The organism is Flavobacterium sp. LK-23 (genome assembly GCF_058135255.1).
Window position 1 is genome coordinate 489,918 of record NZ_JBYUVT010000001.1, and the last position, 24,011, is coordinate 513,928.

Annotated in this window: 23 protein-coding genes; 3 read left to right on the forward strand and 20 right to left on the reverse strand. The window is 31.4% G+C overall.

What is annotated here, in order from left to right:
- Positions 1 to 10: 10 nt before the first annotated feature.
- The 6 genes from AC3Y25_RS02065 to AC3Y25_RS02090 all read right to left on the reverse strand — a co-directional run bounded on the left by AC3Y25_RS02065 (position 11) and on the right by AC3Y25_RS02090 (position 8,574).
- Positions 11 to 1,249 (reverse strand): TCR/Tet family MFS transporter, encoded by a 1,239-nt coding sequence (locus AC3Y25_RS02065; RefSeq protein WP_250834448.1) that lies wholly within the window; start codon positions 1,247 to 1,249, stop codon positions 11 to 13.
- 320 nt (positions 1,250 to 1,569) lie between these two features.
- Entirely contained in the window at positions 1,570 to 4,746 is a 3,177-nt protein-coding gene (locus tag AC3Y25_RS02070; RefSeq protein WP_379794917.1) for an efflux RND transporter permease subunit, read from the reverse strand.
- 92 nt (positions 4,747 to 4,838) lie between these two features.
- On the reverse strand, positions 4,839 to 5,906 hold the full coding sequence (locus AC3Y25_RS02075; protein WP_250834450.1) for an efflux RND transporter periplasmic adaptor subunit: 1,068 nt from the start codon (positions 5,904 to 5,906) through the stop codon (positions 4,839 to 4,841).
- A 12-nt stretch (positions 5,907 to 5,918) separates the two neighbouring features.
- The gene (locus AC3Y25_RS02080) at positions 5,919 to 7,253 is read right to left on the reverse strand and encodes a TolC family protein (RefSeq protein ID WP_489901578.1); all 1,335 of its coding nucleotides are present in this window, start codon (positions 7,251 to 7,253) and stop codon (positions 5,919 to 5,921) included.
- Between the two features lie 91 nt (positions 7,254 to 7,344).
- Positions 7,345 to 7,944, reverse strand: a complete 600-nt coding sequence (locus AC3Y25_RS02085) for a TetR/AcrR family transcriptional regulator (protein WP_427871670.1) — start codon at positions 7,942 to 7,944, stop codon at positions 7,345 to 7,347.
- A 108-nt stretch (positions 7,945 to 8,052) separates the two neighbouring features.
- Positions 8,053 to 8,574: a YceI family protein gene (locus tag AC3Y25_RS02090; protein WP_250834453.1), complete on the reverse strand. Its 522-nt coding sequence runs from the start codon at positions 8,572 to 8,574 to the stop codon at positions 8,053 to 8,055.
- Between the two features lie 266 nt (positions 8,575 to 8,840).
- Here AC3Y25_RS02090 and AC3Y25_RS02095 point away from each other — a divergent pair, with 266 nt between their 5' ends.
- Both AC3Y25_RS02095 and AC3Y25_RS02100 read left to right on the forward strand, forming a co-directional pair.
- Positions 8,841 to 9,815 carry a polyprenyl synthetase family protein gene (locus AC3Y25_RS02095; RefSeq protein ID WP_489901579.1) on the forward strand — a complete coding sequence of 325 codons (975 nt, stop codon included), beginning with the start codon at positions 8,841 to 8,843 and terminating at the stop codon, positions 9,813 to 9,815.
- A gap of 67 nt (positions 9,816 to 9,882) precedes the next feature.
- Complete coding sequence (locus tag AC3Y25_RS02100; RefSeq protein WP_250834455.1) at positions 9,883 to 10,236, forward strand: hypothetical protein; 354 nt, start codon at positions 9,883 to 9,885, stop codon at positions 10,234 to 10,236.
- A gap of 14 nt (positions 10,237 to 10,250) precedes the next feature.
- Here AC3Y25_RS02100 and AC3Y25_RS02105 read toward each other — a convergent pair whose 3' ends face one another.
- The 14 genes from AC3Y25_RS02105 to AC3Y25_RS02170 all read right to left on the reverse strand — a co-directional run bounded on the left by AC3Y25_RS02105 (position 10,251) and on the right by AC3Y25_RS02170 (position 23,263).
- The gene (locus tag AC3Y25_RS02105; RefSeq protein WP_489901580.1) at positions 10,251 to 11,339 is read right to left on the reverse strand and encodes an alcohol dehydrogenase catalytic domain-containing protein; all 1,089 of its coding nucleotides are present in this window, start codon (positions 11,337 to 11,339) and stop codon (positions 10,251 to 10,253) included.
- 4 nt (positions 11,340 to 11,343) lie between these two features.
- On the reverse strand, positions 11,344 to 14,472 hold the full coding sequence (locus tag AC3Y25_RS02110) for a lantibiotic dehydratase (RefSeq protein WP_489901581.1): 3,129 nt from the start codon (positions 14,470 to 14,472) through the stop codon (positions 11,344 to 11,346).
- A gap of 15 nt (positions 14,473 to 14,487) precedes the next feature.
- On the reverse strand, positions 14,488 to 16,650 hold the full coding sequence (locus AC3Y25_RS02115) for a peptidase domain-containing ABC transporter (protein WP_489901582.1): 2,163 nt from the start codon (positions 16,648 to 16,650) through the stop codon (positions 14,488 to 14,490).
- Entirely contained in the window at positions 16,643 to 17,797 is a 1,155-nt protein-coding gene (locus AC3Y25_RS02120) for an HlyD family secretion protein (protein WP_489901583.1), read from the reverse strand. The genes AC3Y25_RS02115 and AC3Y25_RS02120 overlap by 8 nt, the downstream gene beginning before the upstream one ends.
- Positions 17,798 to 18,274: 477 nt before the next feature.
- Positions 18,275 to 18,445, reverse strand: coding sequence for a class I lanthipeptide (locus AC3Y25_RS02125; protein ID WP_489901584.1), 171 nt, complete (start codon positions 18,443 to 18,445; stop codon positions 18,275 to 18,277).
- Positions 18,446 to 18,639: 194 nt separating this feature from the next.
- Positions 18,640 to 18,822: a class I lanthipeptide gene (locus tag AC3Y25_RS02130; RefSeq protein WP_427871651.1), complete on the reverse strand. Its 183-nt coding sequence runs from the start codon at positions 18,820 to 18,822 to the stop codon at positions 18,640 to 18,642.
- Between the two features lie 94 nt (positions 18,823 to 18,916).
- Positions 18,917 to 19,087, reverse strand: coding sequence for a class I lanthipeptide (locus tag AC3Y25_RS02135; RefSeq protein WP_427871649.1), 171 nt, complete (start codon positions 19,085 to 19,087; stop codon positions 18,917 to 18,919).
- Positions 19,088 to 19,466: 379 nt separating this feature from the next.
- On the reverse strand, positions 19,467 to 19,631 hold the full coding sequence (locus AC3Y25_RS02140) for a class I lanthipeptide (RefSeq protein ID WP_427871648.1): 165 nt from the start codon (positions 19,629 to 19,631) through the stop codon (positions 19,467 to 19,469).
- A gap of 119 nt (positions 19,632 to 19,750) precedes the next feature.
- Positions 19,751 to 19,915 carry a class I lanthipeptide gene (locus AC3Y25_RS02145; RefSeq protein ID WP_489901585.1) on the reverse strand — a complete coding sequence of 55 codons (165 nt, stop codon included), beginning with the start codon at positions 19,913 to 19,915 and terminating at the stop codon, positions 19,751 to 19,753.
- Between the two features lie 11 nt (positions 19,916 to 19,926).
- Complete coding sequence (locus tag AC3Y25_RS02150; RefSeq protein WP_427871644.1) at positions 19,927 to 20,094, reverse strand: class I lanthipeptide; 168 nt, start codon at positions 20,092 to 20,094, stop codon at positions 19,927 to 19,929.
- Between the two features lie 27 nt (positions 20,095 to 20,121).
- A complete protein-coding gene (locus AC3Y25_RS02155; RefSeq protein WP_427871643.1) occupies positions 20,122 to 20,268 on the reverse strand; it encodes a class I lanthipeptide in 147 nt (48 codons plus the stop codon).
- A 452-nt stretch (positions 20,269 to 20,720) separates the two neighbouring features.
- Positions 20,721 to 20,879 carry a class I lanthipeptide gene (locus AC3Y25_RS02160; protein WP_427871642.1) on the reverse strand — a complete coding sequence of 53 codons (159 nt, stop codon included), beginning with the start codon at positions 20,877 to 20,879 and terminating at the stop codon, positions 20,721 to 20,723.
- Between the two features lie 15 nt (positions 20,880 to 20,894).
- Positions 20,895 to 21,065 carry a class I lanthipeptide gene (locus tag AC3Y25_RS02165; protein ID WP_489901586.1) on the reverse strand — a complete coding sequence of 57 codons (171 nt, stop codon included), beginning with the start codon at positions 21,063 to 21,065 and terminating at the stop codon, positions 20,895 to 20,897.
- 770 nt (positions 21,066 to 21,835) lie between these two features.
- Entirely contained in the window at positions 21,836 to 23,263 is a 1,428-nt protein-coding gene (locus tag AC3Y25_RS02170; protein ID WP_489901587.1) for a helix-turn-helix domain-containing protein, read from the reverse strand.
- A 574-nt stretch (positions 23,264 to 23,837) separates the two neighbouring features.
- On the opposite strand from AC3Y25_RS02170, the gene AC3Y25_RS02175 reads away from it, so the two are divergent.
- Positions 23,838 to 24,002, forward strand: a complete 165-nt coding sequence (locus AC3Y25_RS02175) for a hypothetical protein (protein WP_427871638.1) — start codon at positions 23,838 to 23,840, stop codon at positions 24,000 to 24,002.
- Positions 24,003 to 24,011: the final 9 nt, after the last annotated feature.

The following is a 24,011-nucleotide window of genomic DNA, read 5'->3' on the forward strand; positions in this document are numbered from 1 at the left end:
AATATACCTTTTATTGTTCCTTTTCTGTTTGTGGAACAGCATGTTTTTTCAACGAAAAATAAGCAACAACTGTACTTAGTAACATTAAAACTCCTCCTAAAATAAAAGGAGCTCCTGCAAATTTAAACGGTGCATCATCGTGCGTAAAAAAGTAAAATGTATTGGCCATCATTGGCGGACCAATAATAGAAGAAGCACTCATTAAACTGGTTAAAGTTCCTTGAATTTCTCCTTGCTCGCTTGGCTCAACTTTACTTGCAACAACAGACTGAAGTGCTGGTCCAGCAATTCCGCCAAGGCAATACGGAATTAAAAATACAAACATCATCCAGCTTTCTGTTGCAAAAGCAAACAACAGCATTCCGATTGTATATAAAGCTAAACCGATGTAAATACTTTTCTCGTTTCCAATCTTCGGATTGATGTATCTAACCAATCCTCCTTGCACAACTCCTACCAAGAGACCAATTATTCCTAATGAGATTCCGATCATTCTTTCGTCCCAATTAAACTGGTAAATGGTGAAGAAACTCCAATTGCTTTGTACGGCATGCGAACCTACATACAACAAAAATATTGCGGCAATTAAACCAATTAAAGTTGGATATTTTCTCAAACCTAAAATAGCTCCAATTGGATTGGCACGTTTCCAATCAAAAGGTCTACGATTCTCTTTTTTAAGTGATTCTGGTAAAATAAAAAATCCATAAAGAAAGTTTACCATACATAAAATGGCTGCGGCATAAAAAGGAACTCGTGATCCGTATTGGCCTAAAAGCCCTCCAATAACTGGTCCGATTATGAATCCTAGTCCGAAAGCAGCACCTACTAATCCAAAATTCTTAGCTCTATTTTCAGGAGTGCTGACATCCGCAATATAAGCCGAAGCGGTTGTAATACTTGCGCCAGTGACTCCAGCAATAATCCTTCCGATAAAGAGCCAGATAATGGTTGGCGAGAACGCCAGTAAAATATAATCTAAAGAAAATCCGAAAAGGGAAATTAAGATGATTGGTCTTCTTCCGAATTTATCACTTAAATTTCCAATTACAGGAGCAAATACAAACTGAGTTATCGCATACGCGAAAGTTAACCAGCCACCAATTTTTGCCGCTTCGCTGATGTCTCCATGAATCAATTCTTCGATTAGTTTTGGTATTACAGGAATAATAATTCCCCATCCTGTAATGTCTATTAACATGGTTATGAAAATAAAACCAATTGCTGCAGATTTATCTTTTTGTAGCATAATTATTTTAGTAAGGTGATGCAAATAAACATATTTTTCAATTAAGAATAGGAAAATTCCAAATCTCAAAGTTCAAATTCCAAAGTTCAAATTCCAAATTCCAATGTAAAGTGCTATTTTTTTTCACGCAGATCTACTAAAGATTTGAGCAGATACATGCAGATTTCTTTTAATTTAATCTGCCAAAATCTGTAAAATCTGCGTGAAATAATTTTAAAGAATCAATAAAAAAATCCCAAATTCCAATTTAAAGGAACTTGGGATTTTAATGGGGAAATTCCAATTTCGGACTTTGGAATTTCTATTGAAAATCAAAACTATTAATGAGTATGTTTCGGATTAAAACCGTCTTCACTTAATTCTGTATGCTCATAATCGGCATGCATTTCAGCTTCGTAATCGATTTTTTCTCCTTTAGAGAACTTACGGATAATTTTCTCCATAATGTCGTAGATAACTGGCACAACAATCAAAGTAAGGAATAATGATGAAATCAAACCTCCAATGATTACCCATGCTAATCCGTTTTTCCACTCTGCTCCTGCTCCAGATGCTAATGCAATTGGGAACATACCAAAAACCATCGCAATTGTTGTCATCAAAATCGGACGTAAACGAGCGTGGTTTGCTTGGATTAGGGCATTTCTAATTGATTCTCCAGCTGCTCTTCGCTGATTGGTATAATCGACAAGCATGATCGCATTCTTACACACCAGACCAATCAACATGATTACCCCTAAGATCGTAAAGATATTTAAAGTGTTGTTTGTTAACGCTAAAGCGAATAAAACTCCAATGAACGAAAGCGGAATAGCAAATAATACGACAAACGGGTGAACGAAACTATCATATAATCCAACCATTACAAGGTAAACCAAGATAATAGCGGCTAATAATGCAATTCCTAAAGTACCAAATCCTTCAGATTGATTCTCTTGGTCACCACCCCAGATGTAGTTAACTCCAGTTGGTTTTTGCAATTTATCCAGTTTTGCTTGCCATTGCTGTACAATTGTTCCTGCTGGCACCCCAACGTTCTGACCTTGTACAGTTACAGAAGCCGTTTTATCTCTACGCTCTAATTTACTTGGTCCAGAACCTTCAGTAATTGTTGCGAATTGATTTAATTTAATCTGCTGACCTGCATTGTTGATAAAAATCAAGTTACTAACGTCTGTGATATTTTTTCTATCAAATTCGTTGTATTTGATATTGATGTCATATTCGTATTCACCAGCTCTAAATTTACCGTCTGTATTACCACTATAAGCTGTTTGCATAGTTAAACCAACCGTTTGAAGTGTTAATCCTAAAGCGGCCATTTTATCTCTATCAACTTGAACATTGATCTCAGGGTTTCCATCCTCAACTGTTAATTTAATCTCCGTTGTTCCAGGAATAGTACGTAATTCAGCTTCAGCCATTTTTGCAAATTTCATCGCGCTTTCTACGTTTGGACCTGTTACAATCAAACCTAAAGTTGCATCCTCAGCAGTACCTAAAATACCTACTGGAACCGTTTTAACTTTTGCACCAACTAAAACTTTTTCTAATTTACGTTTTACTTTTGCAGCATAAACATTGGCATCATCTGTACGATCTTTTTGATCAATCATTTTAACGTCAATCTCAGCTTTGTAAGCAGTTGCCTGAGCAGCTCCTAAACCTTCACTGGTTTGTCCTACAGTTGTAATTTGGCTGAAAACATATTTCTCTCCTTTTAAGAAAGCTTCTGCTTTTTGCGTCATAAAGTTAGTTTGCTCTAATGAAGCATCTTTTGGCATCTCAATTTGAACCAAGAACTCACCACTATCAGATGATGCGAAGAACTCTCCTCCAATATATCCACCTCCCATTAACCAGAAGATCGTACCAAAAAACAATACCAGAATAACTCCCATTGTTTTAATATAGTGATCCAAACACCAGTTTAACAAGTTAGATACCCAGTTAGTAAAACGAGTTAAGTAGCTTTCAAATCCTAAAATGATTCTTCCGAAAATGTTTTTACCTTCAATATGTTCTAGTTTTCCAAAACGAGAAGACAACCACGGAATAATGGTAAACGAAGCCAATAATGAAAACATCGTAGAGATAATTACCGTAACACAGAATTGTGTAATAATGTTCGATACTAATCCTGTACTCATTGCAATTGGCAAGAACACTACCACAATTACTAATGTAATCGAAGTTACTGTTGCACCAATTTCGGCAGTTCCGTCATAAGCTGCACGGATTCGGCTTTTACCCATCTCCATGTGTCGATAAATATTCTCCAATACCACAATCGCGTCATCCACAAGAATACCAACAACAAGAGATAAACCAAGTAAAGACATTAAGTTAAGTGTGTAACCTAACAAATAAATTCCGATAAATGTCGCAATCAAAGATGCTGGAATAGACACCATTACGATCAATGAGTTTCTAATACTGTGCAAGAAGAACAACATTACGAAAGCTACCAGAATAACCGCAATTAACAAATCGTGTACAACAGAATCTGCTGCTTCAAGAGTAAAGACTGTACTGTCTTTTGCTACTTCCAATTTCAATTGAGCCGATTTATAATCGTTCTCTAAAGTCTTAATTGTCTTAATCAATTGCTCACTTACCGCAACGGCATTTGCATCTGATTGTTTTACAATTTGAAGTACAATCGCACTTTTTTGATCTACACGCGCAATTTTCTCCGCGATTTTTTGTGTATCCTGAACATCAGCAATATCTCCTAAACGAACTTGAATTCCGTCTTGTGAAGAAACTACTAAGTTTCTTAATTCATCAACATTTTTATATTTACCCGCTAAACGAATTAATATTTTTTGGTTACGAGTTTGAATGTTACCCGTTGGGAAATCCAGATTCGAAGTTAAGATAGTCTGCTGCACCTGAGGAACTGAAAGTCCGTAACCTTGCATTTTTACTGCGTCAAGGTTTACTTGAATCTCACGCTCTTGACCACCAATAATGTTTACCTGAGCAACCCCTTGTACACGAGATAAAACTGGAGCAATCTTTTTATCGATCAAATCGTAAAACGCTGCTTCGTCCATTTTTCCATTCGCACCAAGCGTCATAATTGGTAAATCGCTCAAAGAGAATTTAGTCAATGACGGTGGATCTGCATCGTCTGGAAGATCACTTAAAATAGCATTAATTTTACGCTGCGCATCGTTCATCGAAATATCAACGTTTGCATTTGATGTCAATGTAATCGATACTACAGAAAGAGATTCATAAGATTTAGAATCAATTTTCTTGATATTTTCCAGAGACGCAATCGCATCTTCAATTTTCTTTGTCACTGTATTTTCAACCTCACTTGGAGAAGCTCCAGGATATACAGTTGAAACCGTAATAACGTTGGTTTCGAATTTTGGGATCAGCTCGTAGCCTAATTGGCTGTAGCTGAACAATCCACCAAGAGTCAGAATTGTAAACAATACAATTACCAACGACGGACGTTTTATGGATATTTCGGCTAATTTCATATATCTTATTTTTGGCTTTAGGCTATATGCTGTAGGCTTTAGGCTTTTATTAAAGGCTTAAAGTTTATGGCTTAAGGCTTAAAGCGGTATAATTATTTAATAATTTCTACTGTATTTCCGTCTTGTAAGTTGATCTGACCTGTAACAATTACTACTTCTCCGTCATTTAAACCATTAATGATTTCAACTTTATCTCCTAAAATTCTTCCAGCTACAACTTTTTTCAATTTAGCAACATTGTTTTCTACAACAAAGATTTCGTTGCTGCTCACACTTCCAACAAAAGCATTTCTAGGAACAACTTTCAAGTTTTGTTTTTGGTTTTTAGCACCAAAGTTTGCAGTTCCGTACATACCCGCTTTTAGGTCATTGTTTGCATTGTTTGTAATTTCAATTTCAACAGGGAAATTTAAAGATGCATCTGCTTTTGCAGCGATGAAAGTAATTTTTCCGCTAAAAGATTTATCAGGATAAACACTTGCTGTAATATCTACAGTCTGCCCTAATTTTAAACTAGCAACTTGCGTTTCGTTTACTGTAACAGTCAATTTTAATTTAGAAACATTTACAATATCAAATAAAGCAGTTGCAGGCATTCCAGCTAAAATAGAACCTGGCTCGATATATTTTTTATTGATGTATCCGTTAATAGGAGCTTTTACTCTTGTGTCTCCAACATTAATTTTAGCTTGAGTATAGCTAGATTGCGCATTAGTCAAAGCCAATTTTGCTTGATCTAATTGTTGTTTTGTAACACCACCTGTTTTGAAAGCATTTTCATATCTAGCATAATCAGATTTTGCATTTTGATATGCTGCTTCTGCTGCTTGAGCATTTACATTGATAACATCGCCTCTTACTGTTAAAAGAGTTTGTCCTACTCTTACGTAGTCGCCTTCTTTAACTAAAACACTAATTACTTTTCCAGATTTTTCAGCAGAAAAAGTCAATTCCTGAATCGGTGCAAAGTTTCCGTTTGCAGTAAAACCTAAGTTAACATCTTCTGTTTTTACTGTAGCTACTTTTACAGAAACGGCTGCATTTTTTTCTGCTACAATTGCAGTTTTCGCTTCGTTTTCTGTTTTGTTCTTATTTAGAATGTAGTTAATCCCGACAATAGCCACGACTATGATTACGATTGTTATAATTATTTTCTTCATTGTAATAATTTGTTATTTAGTAAGAGATTTTAGTTCGCCTTTCGATTTGATTAGAGATATTTCGGCAATTTTATAATTTAAAACTGCTCTTGTAAAGTTATTTTGAGCTTCAAGCGATGCATTTTGTGCGTCTAACAAATCGGTTAAAGATGCTAAACCTTGAAGGTAATTGTTTTTGGTATTTGATAAAATATCAAGCGCTAAACGCATATTTTCTCTTTGGTTTTCAATAGTTACAAGGTTATTATTGATCTGCGTCATTGCATTTCTATAATCTAAATCCAAAGAAAGTTTAGTGTCTTTGATATCTTCTTGAAGAGATCTGATTTCAACATCAGCTTGTCTTACTCTAGAACGAGTTCCAAAACCTGTAAAAATCGGCACTCTCAAATTTAATCCGATTCCAGAGAAATCTGACCAGTATACTCCAGATGATGGTTTTGCAAACCAAGGAAATTCTGGACCTTGACCTATATAGTTATATCCAGCTGTCAATGAAAGAGTAGGATAATATTCTGCCTGAATTGCCTTTTTATTAAATACTAAAAGCTCTTCTTGTTTCTTTAAAAGCAGGTATTCAGTTCTGTTTTCAACATTTGGCTCTTCTGTTAAAGACGTTGGAACCACTTCAAATTCTTCTTTAGGCATCACAAATTGAGATTCGATAGGCATACCCATGTAGAATTTCAATGCATTTTCCTGAAGTTCAATTTGATTTTTAACTTGTTGACGCTCTGTGTCAATGTTAGACATTTTTACAATAATACGGTCTAAATCTATTTTTTTAGCCAAACCATTATCAAATTGTCCTTGCACAATATCACGAACCTTTTGAGTATTTACATAGTTACTGTCTAACAATATCAGTCTTTCACGCTGTACATAAACAGAATAGTAGTTATTTGCAACTCTTTCAATAACTTGTTCGTCTGTCAATTGACTATTAATTTGATAAAATTCACGCGTAGACTGTGCTGCTCTTAAACCTGTAAAAACTGCCTGATCAAATATTGCCTGAGTTAAAGAAACCCCAGCTGTTGATGTCCATTTCTGACCAAAAGCAGCTTGAATTGTCGTTCCTGGCTGTCCAAATCCCGCACCATCAATAACTGTTGTTTGAATGATAGGGTTATAGGTTAAGTTACCATTTGCAGTTATTTGCGGTAATGCTCTCGAGCGTATTTCTTGAATTTTATATTCGCTGTTTTCGACCTGAAGTTTTGCCTTCTTAGCATCGGCTTTATTTTCAAGTGCATATGTAACAGCCTCTTTCAAGGTTAAGGTTTTGACTTGTGCGCCAGCAGTTATGCCTAGTGTACACAAAACTATAAGAAAGATTCTTTTCATAAGTAGTTACTATTTATTTTAAAAATTTGAGATGGCATCGTCATTTCATCTTTTACAACTCTCCCAGAATAAATGACGACAATTTGGATAATTAATTATTTATTTTTTTTAATTGCTTTTCTAATTCCTCTACTCCTTTTTCGGTTGCCATTGCACGAGTATGATACTCCAAGGCCTCCAACTCTATTCTTTGCGCTTCACTTTCAGAAACCGTATTTTCGTTTATATGAAAAACTAGAGTGTAATAAAACTTAACATATACCTCTACATTTAAATCACTTCTATATAGTCCTTCACGAATTCCTTTTTCGATATTTTCTCTAAAAAGTTGCGTACACTGATCAATTTCAAAAGACAAAATGTTCTGATAAATCTCTGGATAGTGTTTTTTCAACTGATAGATTGGCGAAGTGTCAATGTTGTTTTTAAACATATCACGAAACATTTCTCTAATCTCAAAATTCTCATGAATAGCGTTATAATTCTTTGCTATAATCGTGTCCATGATTTCGTGCACTTGGCCATGAACTAATGATGTGCTTTCCTCAATCAAAACTTCTTTGTTGCAGAAATATTTGTAAATCGTTTTTTTAGAAATACACATTTCTCCTGCAATATCATCCATTGTAACACTCTTAAAACCAAGCTTTAAAAATAACTCGCTTGCTTTTGATATAATCTTCTCTTTCATTTTAAATTCTCGAATTGCCTTACAAATATACTTTGGAAACTAAAATCAAAAAAATAGTTTCCGATATTTTTGTAATAATTTTACATTAATTTATTCTTTTAGTAAGATTTATATGCTAAATTCTAAATTTGCTATAAGTTTGATGTCTTTTCCCAAAGCGGCGCCAGAAGAATGATTAAAAGAGCTAAAATCTAAACCAAAGTCTTCTCGTTTGATATTTCCTTTAATTTCAAAAGCTACTTTCTTTTCTCCGTTATAAATATTTTCTCCCAAAAATTCAGCATCCAATTCAACTACTCTTGTAATATCTTTTATGGTTAAATCTCCTTTGAAGAAATTGATATTCTGATTTACTTTTTGAAATGAAGTCGATTTAAAGCTAATAATTGGATGCTCATCTTCTTCAAAAAAGTCTTGAAGCTGTAAATAAGCATCTATAGATTGGAAACTTTCATTTTTGTTATTGATATCCAAAGAGAATTCAACCGAAGCATCTTCAATCTCATTATCTTCTATGTTTACATAACCATCAAATTTATTTGTGTTTCCACCCATATAAGCAGTTCTCGATCTTCTCATTTCTAATAAAACATCTGACTGACTAGAATCTAAGGTCCATTTTGTTTTCATAAATACTTGATTTAATTGAATTTATAAATCATTCAAACTCTTATGGAAACTTTTACAGTGTTGTCAGTTTCCATTATAGTGCTGCAAATATAGACAGGAAACTCTAAATACCAAAAAAGTTTCCAAGTTTTTTATAAAAAATTTTAACATCTTAGAAATGAGAATAATTAAGACCCCTTTCCAATTCTTTAAGAAGCTTTTAATCATTTCAATAATTGAAATTCATATTTGAATTGTATCTTTGAGCTTCGAAATCAGAATTCATTATGCACGATATAAGTCAGTACCAAGATTTTTTCATCAATTATCTTCAAAGCCAAAACATACATAAAGAGCCTAAAAACCTTTACGAGCCTATAGAATATATTTTAGGTCTTGGCGGAAAACGCATTCGTCCTGTTTTAACTTTAATGGCTGCAGAGGTCTTTGACACTGATTATTCGATTGCGCTTCCGGCAGCAATGGCGGTTGAAGTTTTTCATAACTTTTCGCTGGTTCATGATGACATTATGGATGACGCGCCGTTGAGAAGAGGACAAGTTACGGTGCATGAAAAATGGGATTTAAACACTGGGATTCTTTCTGGAGATGCCATGCTTATTTTGGCTTATCAATATTTTGAACAATATGAACCAACTGTTTTTAGAAATCTAGCCAAATTATTCAGCAAAACAGCGCTTGAAGTTTGCGAAGGACAGCAGTGGGATGTAGATTTTGAAACTCGTAAAGATGTTACGATTCCGCAATATCTTAAAATGATTGAATACAAAACAGCTGTTTTGGTTGCAGCTGCCATGAAAATGGGCGCAATTGTATCTAAAACTTCTGAGAAAGAAGCCGATTTAATTTATGATTTCGGATTGAATTTAGGATTGGCTTTCCAGCTTCAAGATGATTATTTGGATGCTTTTGGAGATCCTGAAACTTTTGGAAAACAAGTTGGAGGAGATATTATTGAAAATAAAAAAACGTATTTATATCTAAAAGCCTTAGAATTTTCTTCTAACGAAAAAGCTTCAGAATTAGAAAAATTGTTTACGCTTCAGCTAGAAGATAATGTAGAAAAAATAGAAACTGCCAAAGCAATTTTTAACGAATCTGGAGCATCAAAAGCAACACAGGAAGCAATTGAAATGTATACTTTTAAAGCTTTTGAAACATTGGAAAAAATGGAAATCAGCGATGAAAAGAAAAACGTTTTGAGGACTTTTGGAGAAAACTTAATGGGACGCAAAGTTTAGTGTTCCGTTTTCAGAAATTAGTATTCAGAAAAAAATCTACAATCAGCAATCAAAAATCTAAAATCACATGTTTGTAGCACCAGTAAATACCGAATCATTATTAGAGCAAGCGCAGGCAGAGACTTTATATTTGAATCTTATTGAGCAGATTAATAAAGATTTTAATCTGGCCAATGAAGGAATCGATTTTCCGTTAAGCATTTCGCCAGACGAATTAAAGATTCAGCTTCATGAAAAAGTTTACCGAATGATTCAGTACAAATTTGCTGAATACTTAAATCTTCTCTACATCATTGACGTTCCCGAAAACGAAATCAAACAACTTGACGGATCAGATTTGGTTATTCTGGCCGAACAAGTTGCTTTCTTGATTCTAAAGAGAGAATGGCAGAAGGTTTGGTTTAGAAATTATTATAAATAGACTTTTCCCCCGAATTAAGTATATTGATAAACAACCTTCCCGAATTTATCAGATCCTAAATTATAGGTTTTATTGATAAACTCAGCCAAAGTATCGCCATCTGTAAAAATAGAATCAATCTTTATTTTATGTGTTTTATAGGTTTCAATACCTGTCAGCAAATCCTCCGTTGTTCCCAAACAATTGCCAATAAAACTCACATTACGAATCATTAAATTGGCAATCAATAAAGGTAAATTTATTGGTTTTACATTTGTTATTTTATCTGATGACTGATTAAAAATGCCACAAGTCACGTATCGTGCATGCAAATTTAATTTTGAAGACAAAATAGGCAAATATGTGTCTGAAAAGGCATCCAAAACGACATCAAAAAATATTTTTTCGGGTATTTTATTTTCCTTTATCCCAAAAACATCTTTAATAAAAGTAAAATGCTCACGCACTATTTCTGTATTTTTCCCTGAATAAGATAATCCGTAAACATTGCAATCCAGATTCCAAAGCGCATTTAGGAAAAAGAAAGAAGTATTAGATGTAATTGATGTTACCAATACATTATCTCCTTTTTTGATATTGGCTTTTCTAATCATTGCCGTAGCCGTTTGAATTCCGATACTCATCGCTCCAGCTTCGACACTGGAAATATAATCTGGTACTTTGATTAGTTTTCCCCAATGATATATTTCATATTCTTTACTAGAATGATTAGAGGGAATTCCTGGGATAGTTCCATTTTCAGATTCAGGATAAAAGCAATTACCCATCACTAAATCACCTACTGCTAATGTGGTTACATTTTTACCAATAGCTGCCACGTGTCCTGAAAAATCAGATCCAATGGCGTAAAAAGTATCCTCTTTTTCAGCATTCAATTTTTTCCATGCGCCTTCAATTACGCCTAAATCTCTATAATTTAAAGAGAAACTTGATTTTTTTACTAAAACAAAATTCGCGTATTTATCAGAATCAGCTTCAAAATTAGGAGGAGTTCCTTCAATGAAAGCAATAGGAATTTTTAAGTTATCAATTTCGATTAAATGTTTTTGACTGTCTTCGATTTTATCAAATAAAGAAGAAGTTACTACTGCTAATGCTCTCATAATTTTAATTTATTAATTCTGCTTTTTCTTTAAGTGTTTTACTTGCGTGCAATTTTTTACTGTAATATTTATACAAATAATCATAAACAACCATTTCGTGTGCTCTTTGTTTGGTTATAAAAATTCGATTACAAATCATGTGGACATAACTTAACATGATATTAAAAAGCAGTGTAGGAAGACGTTGGTCTTCGCTACTTCTTTTTATTGTAGCGATAGCATCGACATTTTTGTCTGAACGCTGTTTAAGAATTTGATTTAATGGCTCATACATTTCATCGATATTGTTTCTGTCTAAGAAAGCTTCAATTTCAGATTCATGAGTTACAAACATTTCATTAATCTGTTTATTAAGTTTTCCTGAACGATTAAATTCTTTTCCAAAACTGGTTTTGGCCACATTAAACAATTTGACTTTACTTTCAAGGCCAATATTGAAATCATCTAAAAAGTGATCAATAGACAATAAGGAGAACAGCCATCTTACTTTTTCTCCCGAATCTCCTTCAATCATATCAGTAAACTGCAAAGTACACTCGCTATCATTATGAAACAAGGTTTCAGTTTCTTCGATAACCTCATAACCATATCTCTGCAACTCTCTAAGATAATTATCTGTTTGTGTTTTCCAGATTATTTTCATTTTTTCAAGAGGCTCGATATGCTTTTTAACGATTTGAATACAATCTGTAAAAGAATCTGTCTTTTTTAACAAAACACGGAATCTGATATGATGTCCCTGAGTATCATGATAACGAATAAAAAACCATTTATCGATTAAATCATTTGACTTTAATTCTTCGACAATTGGGTTTATCGCTCTATTTAGAACCTCTTCTCCTGCTCTTTCTCCGCAGTAAAACTTATAGTAAAGCCATTTTTCTCCTATTGAAAATGAAGGAATAACATTTGACTTAGACTCTTTCGATACAAACTGAATTGTGGTGTCAGCTTCTTGTTTTTGATCGATATTTTTATGCGCGGTAAAAATTATTTCATTACAATAAGTGCCTGTTATAGTATCTTCAGCGAAGAAAAACTCTTTTAATTGAACGAATTTTTCACCTTTGAGCATAAAGTAAAAAACATTACAGCTCAAATCATTTTTGAAATTAATCAACACTTCATTATCTCCCTGAGTAAAATATACAAGATCCGGAATGTTTCTCTGTGCTACGAAATTTCGAATAAATTCAATGTTTTTTGATTCACTAACTGCCAGAATACTTTCAATTTCAGTTTTACTGATGTTCCAGGTAGCTCTGCTTAAAACCGCATCTTTATAAGTTAATCGTGGTAAAAAATCAAACTGATTTTGAAGTGCCCCCCAACTAAATCCAAATCCAAAAGAGTTTTGATTTTGAAGATCACAAAGAAAATGATAGATTGGCAATGCATTTGCACTATAGTTATGTGCATTACTTAGTCTTGGAATAATTTCTTTATTGAGCTTTTTAGAGCGCAAAACGATTTTTCCTCCTTTAACTGAAACATAAAGATCTTCAATCATAATTTGATTCTCTTTTTCTACAGATGCATTTCCTAAATACGGAATTTCATATTCTCTTTGAAAATTTCTGTATAAGATATTTCCTGTTCTCGCCTGAGGCAAGTGTACTATTTCGGCAATAATTTTGTCTGGTTGCAGTTGATTTTCAATTGCAGTTACTTCATTGCATAAATCTAAAATTTTGGTATCTAAATGGCTAAATCTTCCTATTAATCCGTTTGCAGATGGACCACTAGCTGTTTTTAAATTGATTTTTTCAACTCCATCTTCATGAAAAACATTTACAAATGCTGAAAAAGTATCTGGGTATAAAGATTCATTTTCTTCAAATTTATTGACTTCGTCATCTGTAATTTCGATAGACTGAAGGTTATTTTTTGTAGCCTGAATCAATTTTTTGAATATAAACGCCTTTTTTGTGTCCATTGAAATCTGATTCACATCAGACTGTTCGGTGTTGATTAGCAATTCGTCAACCAAAGGAGATTTTGCTCCAGACTGTCTTCCATAACCAATACCAATGTCCGGATCTAGAACGCTTACCAATGGCTGTTCATATTCTTCAAAACGTTCTTGAAATTTTTTCTTAAAATCATTCAAATTGGCATTGTTGTATTTTGACTGCAATTTATTTAGAACTGTTAGTGCAGGACGTAGTTTTTTTAAAGTTTTAAAACTAATAGAACCATTCTCTATCTTTCTAAAACTATCAACCTGAAATAATTTTGAAACATCAACATGGTTTAGTTCCTCATTTACTAATTCATGAATTTCAGTATATAAAACAGGATCATTAGTATTATTTTCATCAAGGGTATTAATTTTTGTTTTTAGATTAGTAATTAATTCTTTGATAACCTGTGCTTCATAAAAATCAAATCGTTTTTCCGAAAATACTTTTACTAATTTATCCAGATAATCTTCTCCCGTTATGGTAAACTCAAGTTCACTTACGATAAATTGACTTTGTATAAGAGTATTGATAAATTCTTTGGCCTCATTTTCCGTGATTTCATCAGAAACTAAATTATTTACCAATTCACTTAACAAAACTCCGTTTTTAGCTTTCGTGAATATTTCTTCCAGATATTCACTGATTTCTACTTCAGAAATTTTATGAAATCGAACATTATCTTTAAAATAGTATTCTACATACCTATATTTATCAAAAACGGTGTAAATTGAGTTGTTACTATGGTATTTTAAAACCTTTTGTATAGCATCATTTTGCAAGATTACAGGCAAAAAGCTCCCTAAGAAATACATATCAAATTTAGTAAACCTGCCAAAAACGCTCTCCTTAACATTCAAGTCAGTTTCCGAGTTCACATCTACAGCTGACACAGTAGCAAACATTCCAAAAGGCGTACTTCTGTTTGACAAACGGGAAACATATTTATACAAAGATCCCTTTAAGTTTTTCAAGTCATCTTCAGTCTGAAAAGCTTCTCCTTTTTCCCAAGATAAAAGTGCTTTGTAGATGTTTGGCGAGCCAATAAATAATGCTTCTCTGTTTTCTTTTTTTGAGAAGATTTCTAAAATCTTCTCCCAAGTAATATCCAATTGTTTTTCTTCAATTGGAGTTCTTACAATAGCTGTTTTTGTAAAAGAGTAATTTTTCATTTTTTTAAATTTTCCTTATTCAACAATTATATTGTTCCACATTTTATAATAGTATTCTTTTTTATTTAGCAACTCTTCATGAGAACCTGCCTCAATGATTTCACCTTTTTTAAAGGCATAAATAACATCTGCTTTTTTTATCGACTGCAGCTTGTGCGCAATTACAATTATTGTTTTTCCCTGTGCTCTTAAATCTTCTACCAGATTTTTTATTACCAACTCTGATTCCGAATCAAGAGCTGAAGTAGCTTCATCAAGAATAAGCACTTCTGGATCTTTATAGAGTGCTCTTGCAAAAGCGATTCTTTGTCTTTCTCCTCCTGACAAATTAGCTCCAAACTCGCCTAAATAAGTATTAAATCCATTTGGTAAAGCCTCAATAAAATCATAAGCTCCCACTTTTTTACTCACATTAATTATTTTTTCCATGTCTGGATTGGATTGTCCGATTGCAATGTTAAAAGCAATGGTCCCATCAAAAAGCTCTACATTTTGAGGCACTGTGGTAATTAATGAATTGATACTTTGTTTAGAGATATAATTCAGATCATATTCCCCAATTAATATTTTACCTTCTTTTGGAGCATAAATATTTTGAATTAATGAGGCAATTGTACTTTTTCCGCTTCCGCTTTCTCCAACCAAAGCTGTAAATTGACCTTTCTTGATTGTTAAATTCAAATCTTTAAAAATGTATCTTCCTAATTCATAAGAGAAATCGATGTTTTTAAATTTGATATCATCAAAATTATGTGCGGTTAGATTTACTTTAGATTCCATTTCTTCACGATCAAGATCCATAATTCCAAACAAACGGTCTGAAGCAATCATTGCATTCTGAATTGCCTGATTAGTCCCAATCAATTGTGCTGCCGGACCAGTAAAATATCCAATAATAGAGTAGAACGAAAACAATTCTCCTGGTGTAATTTCGCCATCAATTGTATAATAAGTTCCTACCCATAAAAGGATTATAGTGAATAATCTGGAAACAAAATCTGTAGATGTTCTTGAAAAAATTCCATTCAATCCAGATTTATAAATGCTTTGAAGCAAATCAATAAATTTTAATTCTGTTTTTATTTTAGAGAAATCTTCCAACGATAATCTTTTAACAGTACCTATATTTTTTATAGACTCTACCAATTGAGATTCTAAAAGCGCGTTTTTCTCCATTATTTCGCGTTCTACTTTTTTATTTAGCTTGTTTGTTATGAAGTAAATAGCAACATAAAACGGAATTATCAATGAAATAATTAAAGCTAATTTCCAATAAAAAGTAAACATAAAAACGAACGAAAAAATGACAATTAGAATGTTAACAGAAACGCTTAAAGCAGTTTCATTTATTAAGGCTCGAATTTTTACGGCATCTCCAATTCTTGACATAATTTCACCAATTCGCATGGTGTCAAAAAACTTTTGAGGCATTGTAAAAAGATGCTTGTAATATCCCAAGATTAATCTTGAATCTATTTGCTGGCTTGTTTTTAGAATAAATACATCTTTTAGAACACTGTATATAATTTGAAGCAACAAACAGCCAATTACAATTACACTCATTAAATTCAACAAGCTTTTATTCCCGCTGACTAGTACAAAATCTGTAATCTTACCAACATAAATTGAAACCGAAAAACCTAAAAGCGTATATAAAACGGCTCCAATAATAGCTTGCAGTAAAATGTACTTATGCGGTTTTAATAAAAATAATATCCTTCTGAAATTTGATATTTTCTCGTTTTTCTCTTTAAAAATGTCATCATCAGGAACTAAGATTAAAGCATACCCAGTAAATATTTTTTGTAATTCAGCAAATGACTTTTTTTCCAATTTGCCTACCGCAGGATCCATTGTAAGGACATATTTGCTGGTAACTTTATAAGCCACTATATAATGAGGAAATTCATGCCCGTCTTTTATAATTAATACATGCAATATGGCAGGTAACGGAATATCTCTTAATCCTTCAAATTCAACTTTTACTCCTTTGGCTAGAAATCCTAATTTTACTGAAGCTTCTCTTAACCCTAATAATGTTGTTCCTTTTTGATTGGTATTCGCATATTGTCTAATTCTCGAAATAGGCAGACTTAAATTGTAATGTTCTGAAATTGAAGCTAAACAAGCAGCACCGCAATCTGAAGAATCATGTTGTTTTATTGCAATTTTACTCATTTTTGTTGTTATAAGGATTAAACCAATCGTCTACTTTGTCAAATAATAACTGATATGCAGTTCTTTTAGTTAGAAAAAAACGGCTTGTTAAACTCATCCCTTTTTTCAAGTTTCCTGTCGCCCCATTTTTTAGAGACAAAGTGTCTTTTTCTAGACTGCTCTTAATTTTGTAATAAGGAGCATTATTGATGATTAAAATATCTTTACTTATTTCGATAATTTTACCCCTTGCAAAACCCCATTGATTTGAATTAAAAGCATCAACCTGATATATGGCGTCTCCACCTTCTTTTAAAAACCCTATTTCTGAAGGATTAACGTAGGTTTCTACAATAATATCCCTATCGGGAGAAATCTCAACAATTGGGTTTCCTGCTGCAATTCCGCTGCCTTTATGAAAACCCTGCATGTTTATTAATTCGCCATCTATGGGGGCAATTATCATATAATTATTTTCTTCTTCTTTTAACTGTTTTTGATTCGAATGAATACTTTTATTATTCTGACTTAGCTGTGTATATTCTTTTTGCCAAGATAATTCGGTTTGTTTAATTAAATTGATTCGATCGTTTTTAATCTTATCCAGATCCAGTTGTGCTTTTTCAAATTCGGATTTAGAAATAACTTCTTTTTGAAACAAGTATTCTTTTCTATTAAAATCGGATTGGGTGTTTTTAATAATAACATCTAGATTATATAATTCTTGCTGATGTTTTAAAAGCTCTCTTTTATATTGATCGGATTGTATTTGATTGTAATTTCGATCGATCAAATTCTTCAAATCATTTAAGTAACGTAAGTTTTCAGAACTTTGAACAATGTTCAGATTCTCTCTTTCTTTTAATATATTGTGTTCTATTATTAGTAGAGTATCGCCTTTTTTTATCTTTTGATTTTCATCAACATTAAAAAAAGATATTTTACCACTTATGGGTGAGTATAGTGTCAGTTTTTTTTCTTGCGGAATTATGTTTCCTCTACTTGTCGTATAAATATCTATAACTATAAAAGGCAAAGAAACCGCTGCAATTAAAAGTGCTAAGAAAGTAATCACAAATAAAAGCGACGTTTTTTTATTATGCTTGATAATATGATTTTCAACTGTACTGTTTAAAATCTCTTTTGGAAAAATTTCATTATCGCTCATTTCTTTAGTATTAAATTGTTTGACAAATGAACCTAATATTTAAAGAAGAAAAAAGTGAAGAATCCCTATTTTTATAAAAAAAGCATATAAAAATACGATCTATATTGTTGATTTTTAGATAAATAAAATATCATTTGCATTTTTACGAGTCTTTATGCTTTCAGTTAGTTCTCATGGTTTTTAATGACAAAAAAAAGCGTTATCTGATTTTTAAAATCAATAACGCTACAATAAAACCAGCCCTTTTTGAACTATTAAAATATTATCTATAGTTTATTCTCAATAAAAAAAAAACTACCTGCAAATTAATGCAGATAGTTTTTTTAAGAATCAATTGTGCTATCCTTAATTGAGTCTCTAATAACTTTACAAAAACACCCCTTAAACTATCTCGGTTTATTAGTAATAGTTTTTAATACTGTAAGTTCAGACGTATTAAAAATCATAATGTTGTTTCTGTTTTGTTTTTTTGATTTATTATTTATCAGCAAATAAATCTTTAGTGATTTGATAGCTGATCGCTACTGATGCTAGGAAACTTTCTAGAACACTACTTCCTCCGTTTACCTCCTTTAATAAATCATCATTTAATTCTGTGATTACAGATTTGTTAAAAACTAACTTATTGTTTTGGTTTTGCGTTTTCATAATTTTAAATTTTAAATTTAGTCCTTACTCTTTTTTATGGCTTTTCAGATTACTTTGTTTTGCAGTTTTATTTTCGATTTCATTTTTTTTAGAATATTGCTTCTTCTTAAAATCTCTAACAATAATATAACTTGTCAGAAAGGCTAATAAAAAAGTCAAAAGTATCTGATTACTTTCACAACTCATTGTTTATACTAATCAGCCATTAACCAAGCGATACCTGCACTAACAAGTCCACCAAGTACTGCTGAACAATATCCTGAAGAAGTTGCTACTGGAGAAGTTCCTCCATCTACTGAATACATTTGGTTGTCATTTAATTCGATAACACTAGCTTTATTGAAAGCTAATTTGTTGTTTGCATTTTGCTTTTTCATAATTTTATTATTTAATTTTTATTCCCTACTCTTTTAAGGATTTTCGGGTTACTCCTTGTCATTCATTGTAACTTATCGTGTGGATTCTAATCTATTACTTGTCAGCAAATAAATCTTTAGTGATTTCATAACTGATCGCTACTGAAGCCAAGAAACTTTCTAGAACACTACCTCCTCCGTTTACTTCCTTTAATAAATCATCATTTAATTCTGTAAGTACAGATTTGTTAAAAACTAACTTGTTGTTTTGGTTTTGCGTTTTCATAATTTTTTAAACTTTAAATTCAATCCTTACTCTTTTCAGGCTTTTCAGGTTTCTCCTTGTTTGTTTTAATATAAAATTTAAGATCTCAATAAATTGTCGTCTAAGCAATACAATATGGGATACGATACGGTATTAAAATACTGTTAGTACTATAAAAATAGGTCTGCTATTTTATACCCATTTGGTTGTTTTTTAGCGGCAATTTATTCTTACTCTATTTTATGACTTTTCAGATCGCTTTGTTTTGCAGTTTTATTTTCGATTTCATTTTTTTTAGAATATTGCTTCTTCTTAAAATCTCTAACAATAATATAACTTGTCAAAGCGGCTAATAAAAAAATCAAAACTATCCGATTGCTTTTATAACTCATTGTTTCCATTAGTCAGCCATTAACCAATAAATAGATGCACTAATGGCAGCTACACAATAATATGAAGAGACTGTCACGGTTCCTCCTTCTACAGATTGCATTTGACTGTCATTCAATTCGATAACACTAGCTTTATTGAAAGCTAACTTGTTGTTTGCGTTTTGCTTTTTCATAATTTTATATTTAATTTTTGTTCCCTACTCTTTTAAGGATTTTTGGGTTACTCCTTTTTTAGGATTGTTTTTATCTTCAGTTAATTGTTAAAAAAACTAATAGATTAAACAGTAAAATTTTAAGCTACTGCAAGTAAAGTCTGCACACAGCAACATCCTGTACAAGTATCTCCGCCACCATCTATTGATGTTCCGCCGTTGATCTCGTTTAATTGATTGTCATTTAATTCTGTAACAGCTACTTTATTGAAAGCAAGCTTGTTGTTTGAGTTTTGTTTTTTCATAATTTTATTTATTAGATATTCTCTGCTTGACTAGTTAGAATTCCTAGTCCAATACTAGCAATTACAAGTATAGATGAAAGGATGCTTCCGCCATTTACATCTTGAAGCTGGGTGTCGTTTAATTCTGCAACGACAGTTTTATTAAAAATCAGCTTGTTGTTTGAATTTTGTTTTTTCATTTTCTAATTATTAGGTTGTTATTATTTTTAAAGTAAAGTCAAAACATAAATCGTAATAGAAATACTTCTGAGTGAATCAGTACCTCCGTTTATTTCTTGAAGTTGACTTTCATTAAGCTCTGTAATAGCCGTTTTATTAAAAGCAAGTTTATTGCTTGTGTCTTTTTTTTTCATGATCATTTGTTTTTTAATAATTTACTTTCATTTGAATTATGGCACGCAATAGATTCAGAGTCCATATTGCCCAAATTTGAATACGTCCCATTTCTTTTTAGAACATACTGATGCCGCGTACTAAAATCTAAGCTGAGAAATCGGCCCAATTTTAGCAGTTTAGAACATAATGATCTGTATGATTTTTAGACAGTATTAACCCTTTAGGCAAATATATTCCTAGACATACACTCTATTTTTGTAATCAAGTATTGGATAGAAGAAGTGCTTTTGAAAGCGTAAAAAACGAAATGAAAATGTTTTTTACATCTGCAGAAGCAATTTCCAGTAAACTTTTAAGATTACGTTTTTTATTAAATTACCTTATAAAAAAGAGTCTCCACACCCTGTTTATTCTGTACAATTGTCTAGTTACTAACAAACTAATAGTAATGCTATTGCTCATTTGCTTTTTACACAACCATTAACCAAGTACCATATCCGGCAGTTATAATAAAACTTATAATTAAATCATTTGTGCCGCTATTGATATCTTGCAATTCATTTTCGTTTAATTCAGTAACAATAGCTTTATTGAAAGCTAATTTGTTGTTTTGAGTTAATTTTTTCATTCTAAAATGTCTGGATTACATATCTTGCATTATTATAATACTTATTTGCAAACAACAGCATCCTGTGCAATTGTCTCCTCCTAAAATAGTTGATCCTCCAATGATTTCATTCATTGAATTTTCATTTAATTCTGTAACATCTGCTTTTTTAAAAGCCAGTTTGTTGGTAATAATTGTTTTTTTCATTTGATTATTGTTTAATTGTTTAACGATTAATTTTTATAAATAAGAATCTCACATAATACAGGCAGGAAAAAGTCTGTACTACCATTCAATTCTTTTTATTTTGTATTAGTTAATTAATTCAAGCATCTAGTGATCAGCGATTAAAATAACATCACTGTACCTAAAACTATTTCAACCTTACTCAATTACAATCAATAGATATTTATAGCTAAAACACGAAAGCATATAATTGCTTCACTAAAAATATCCTGGCTGATTTATTTGAAAAAACCTTTAATTTTTTTTGAAATTTTATAAAACAATGACTTAGAACTACTTATGCCCTGGTTGTCATAAATTTTAAAAATTGAATTTTTGCTGAGTCTTTTAGGACCAGATTGATTACTTGTTTTCATAACCTTTGTTTCAAAAGCTAACAAGAAATGCTTTGTACAAGTACTTTAGAATTTGTAAAAAAATGTATTATGAAGCACATTTTTTTTTACTTTTGCAGAAGTAATTTCTGGCAACCTTGCTAGGTATTACGTTTTTTTTTAAATTACCTTATAAAACAGAGTCTCCACACTCTGTTTTATTTTTTTAGATTTAAAAGTGGCTACTTATTTTCACCACTTTTTTAAACCCAATTGAAACATTTCGATATTCGAATTATTTCTGAGACAAAGTAAAATCTTTTTTTCCTGTCAAAAAAACAAAAAGCCCCCATATTTATAAAATAAGGGGGCAAAATATAAATTTAATTGCTTACAAATCAACAACTTGCGCAAGAATTACTTCTTTTCATCTTCTAGCATTTGATTTATCTTTTTTATATAAACAGAAGGGCTAATTCCGGTTGCAATCTTAAAATATTTGGTAAATGATTCAGGACTTTTATATCCAATTTCTTCTGCTATGGCATTAATTGAATAGGATCTTAACTTTGCATTATTCTTTAATTCAAGAATGATATAATTAATTCTCAATTCAGTTACATAAGTGCTGAAATTCTTGCCTAATTCATTATTCACTATTTTAGATAAATAGGCCGTATTTGTCTTTAATCTCTTTGCAACATTATGCAATGTAAAATCTTGTTTTAAGAATAATTTTTTTTCTTCCAATTTAATAAGCTTCTCCAAAATTTCTATTCTTGTTGTATCTTTTATAACAAATTGAGAGTTTGCGTCTTCTCCACTTTCTGTATTGTTATCTTCAAGATTATTTTTTTCAATAAATATTTCATCATCAAGATCTGTAATAATAGGCATAATTGGATTTTGAACCTGTTCTAATTCAAATTTATCCTCTACCATATGATCTTCCAATTCTTCGCTTAAAAAATCTGTACTTTGTTCTTGTTCATCCACTTTTATGTGGGCTTGATGTTCAAATTTTTTAATTTTAAACATTAGCTCCTCAAATTTTATCTGATTTTGTATGCTGTCTTTTCTTCTTTTAAGTAAAAATCTAACAAATACTAGAATCAAAAAAAGAATTAAACCAAGTAAAATCCAATTTTGTTTTTTTTGTTCATTTTCACGTTCTTTAATTTCGTTGATGTCAATTTTATGCAAATGATCAATAGCTTCAATTCTCTTTTCTCCAATTTTCTTCGATTTTTCAATAAATTGACTATAGTAGTAGTTTGATTCAGAAAATTTCTTAATTGATTTATAGTTTTCTGCTAATAGATAATAGATTTCAGATAAAGTCTCTACCGGAATATTTGATGCAGCCTCCTTTTTTATTAATGAATCCAAGATCAAAATTGCTTTATCGTACTCTTTTTGGATAGAATACAATCTTGATATCTTGATATTGGTATCGATTATTAAATTTTTACTTTGGATATTTTGCGCAATAAGCAATGCTTTATCAAAAGTTGATTTAGCTTCTGAGTATTTTTTTTTATCTATATAAATTAATCCTAACTGAATCAAAAAATGAACTTCATGTTCTCTAAATCTACTTTCTTGAGATTCCTTAAGTCCACTTTTTATAAAGATATAGGCTGAATCTGGTTTGTTTAGATTAATATACGTTTTTACTAATCCCAATTTGAGGTTTAATTGACCTACAGGACTACTGCCTTTTTTATTTAGGTTTTCTTTGTAGATATTTAAAGCGTCCTGATATCGCTCCAATTCATAAGCAATACTTCCTTTTTTTATCGAAATGTAATCATAAGCATTTTCATCTTTCAGTTTTTTAGACAATTCCGAACATTCCTCATAAAGAGTTAAAGCTTCCTCAAAATCAAATTCGTTGAATAAAAAGTTTGCTTTATTGATCTTGAAGACCATTTCGAGTTTTTGATTACCGATTTGAATCGTCTTTTGGATTGCTTTATCAAAGTAATAATAAGCACTATCTTTTTGCATTAATGCACCGCTTAAGTCAGCTAAAACACAAGAAGATTTGGCTTCTTCTTCGAGCAAATTATTAGATTTAGCGTATTTTAGTATTTTATGGCAATAATATTTTGCTTTAACAGGATTAGTATACAGCAAACTTTTTACAGAATCCTTATAGACCTCTATTTTATTCTGAGAAAATAAATTAATAGAAAATAATAAAAGTAAACAGTACAACCTAGACAGTCTATTCATTTTCGTTTCTTTTTCAAAAAAATAGGAATAATTAATTTAATGCCGAAGATATATTTTTTTTATAAAAAGGCAGGCTATTTTTATAAAAATAAGGTACATCGGTTTTTTTTAATATCATTTTTAGAATAATTTCACCAAACAATTTAAAATATTAAACCCAATTTTAAAACCCAAAAACATTATGAAAAAGATTATGAACAAAATCAAACCAAAAAAAATAGTATTTAAGAAAACAAATATTATGGAACTTGACTCAAAACAAGCAAGATCAATTGTGGGAGGTAGTAATCCAGGTGATCCAATTACTGACCCAAGGAGCGTATATTCTATTTATGTAGAACAATAATAGTGAAGC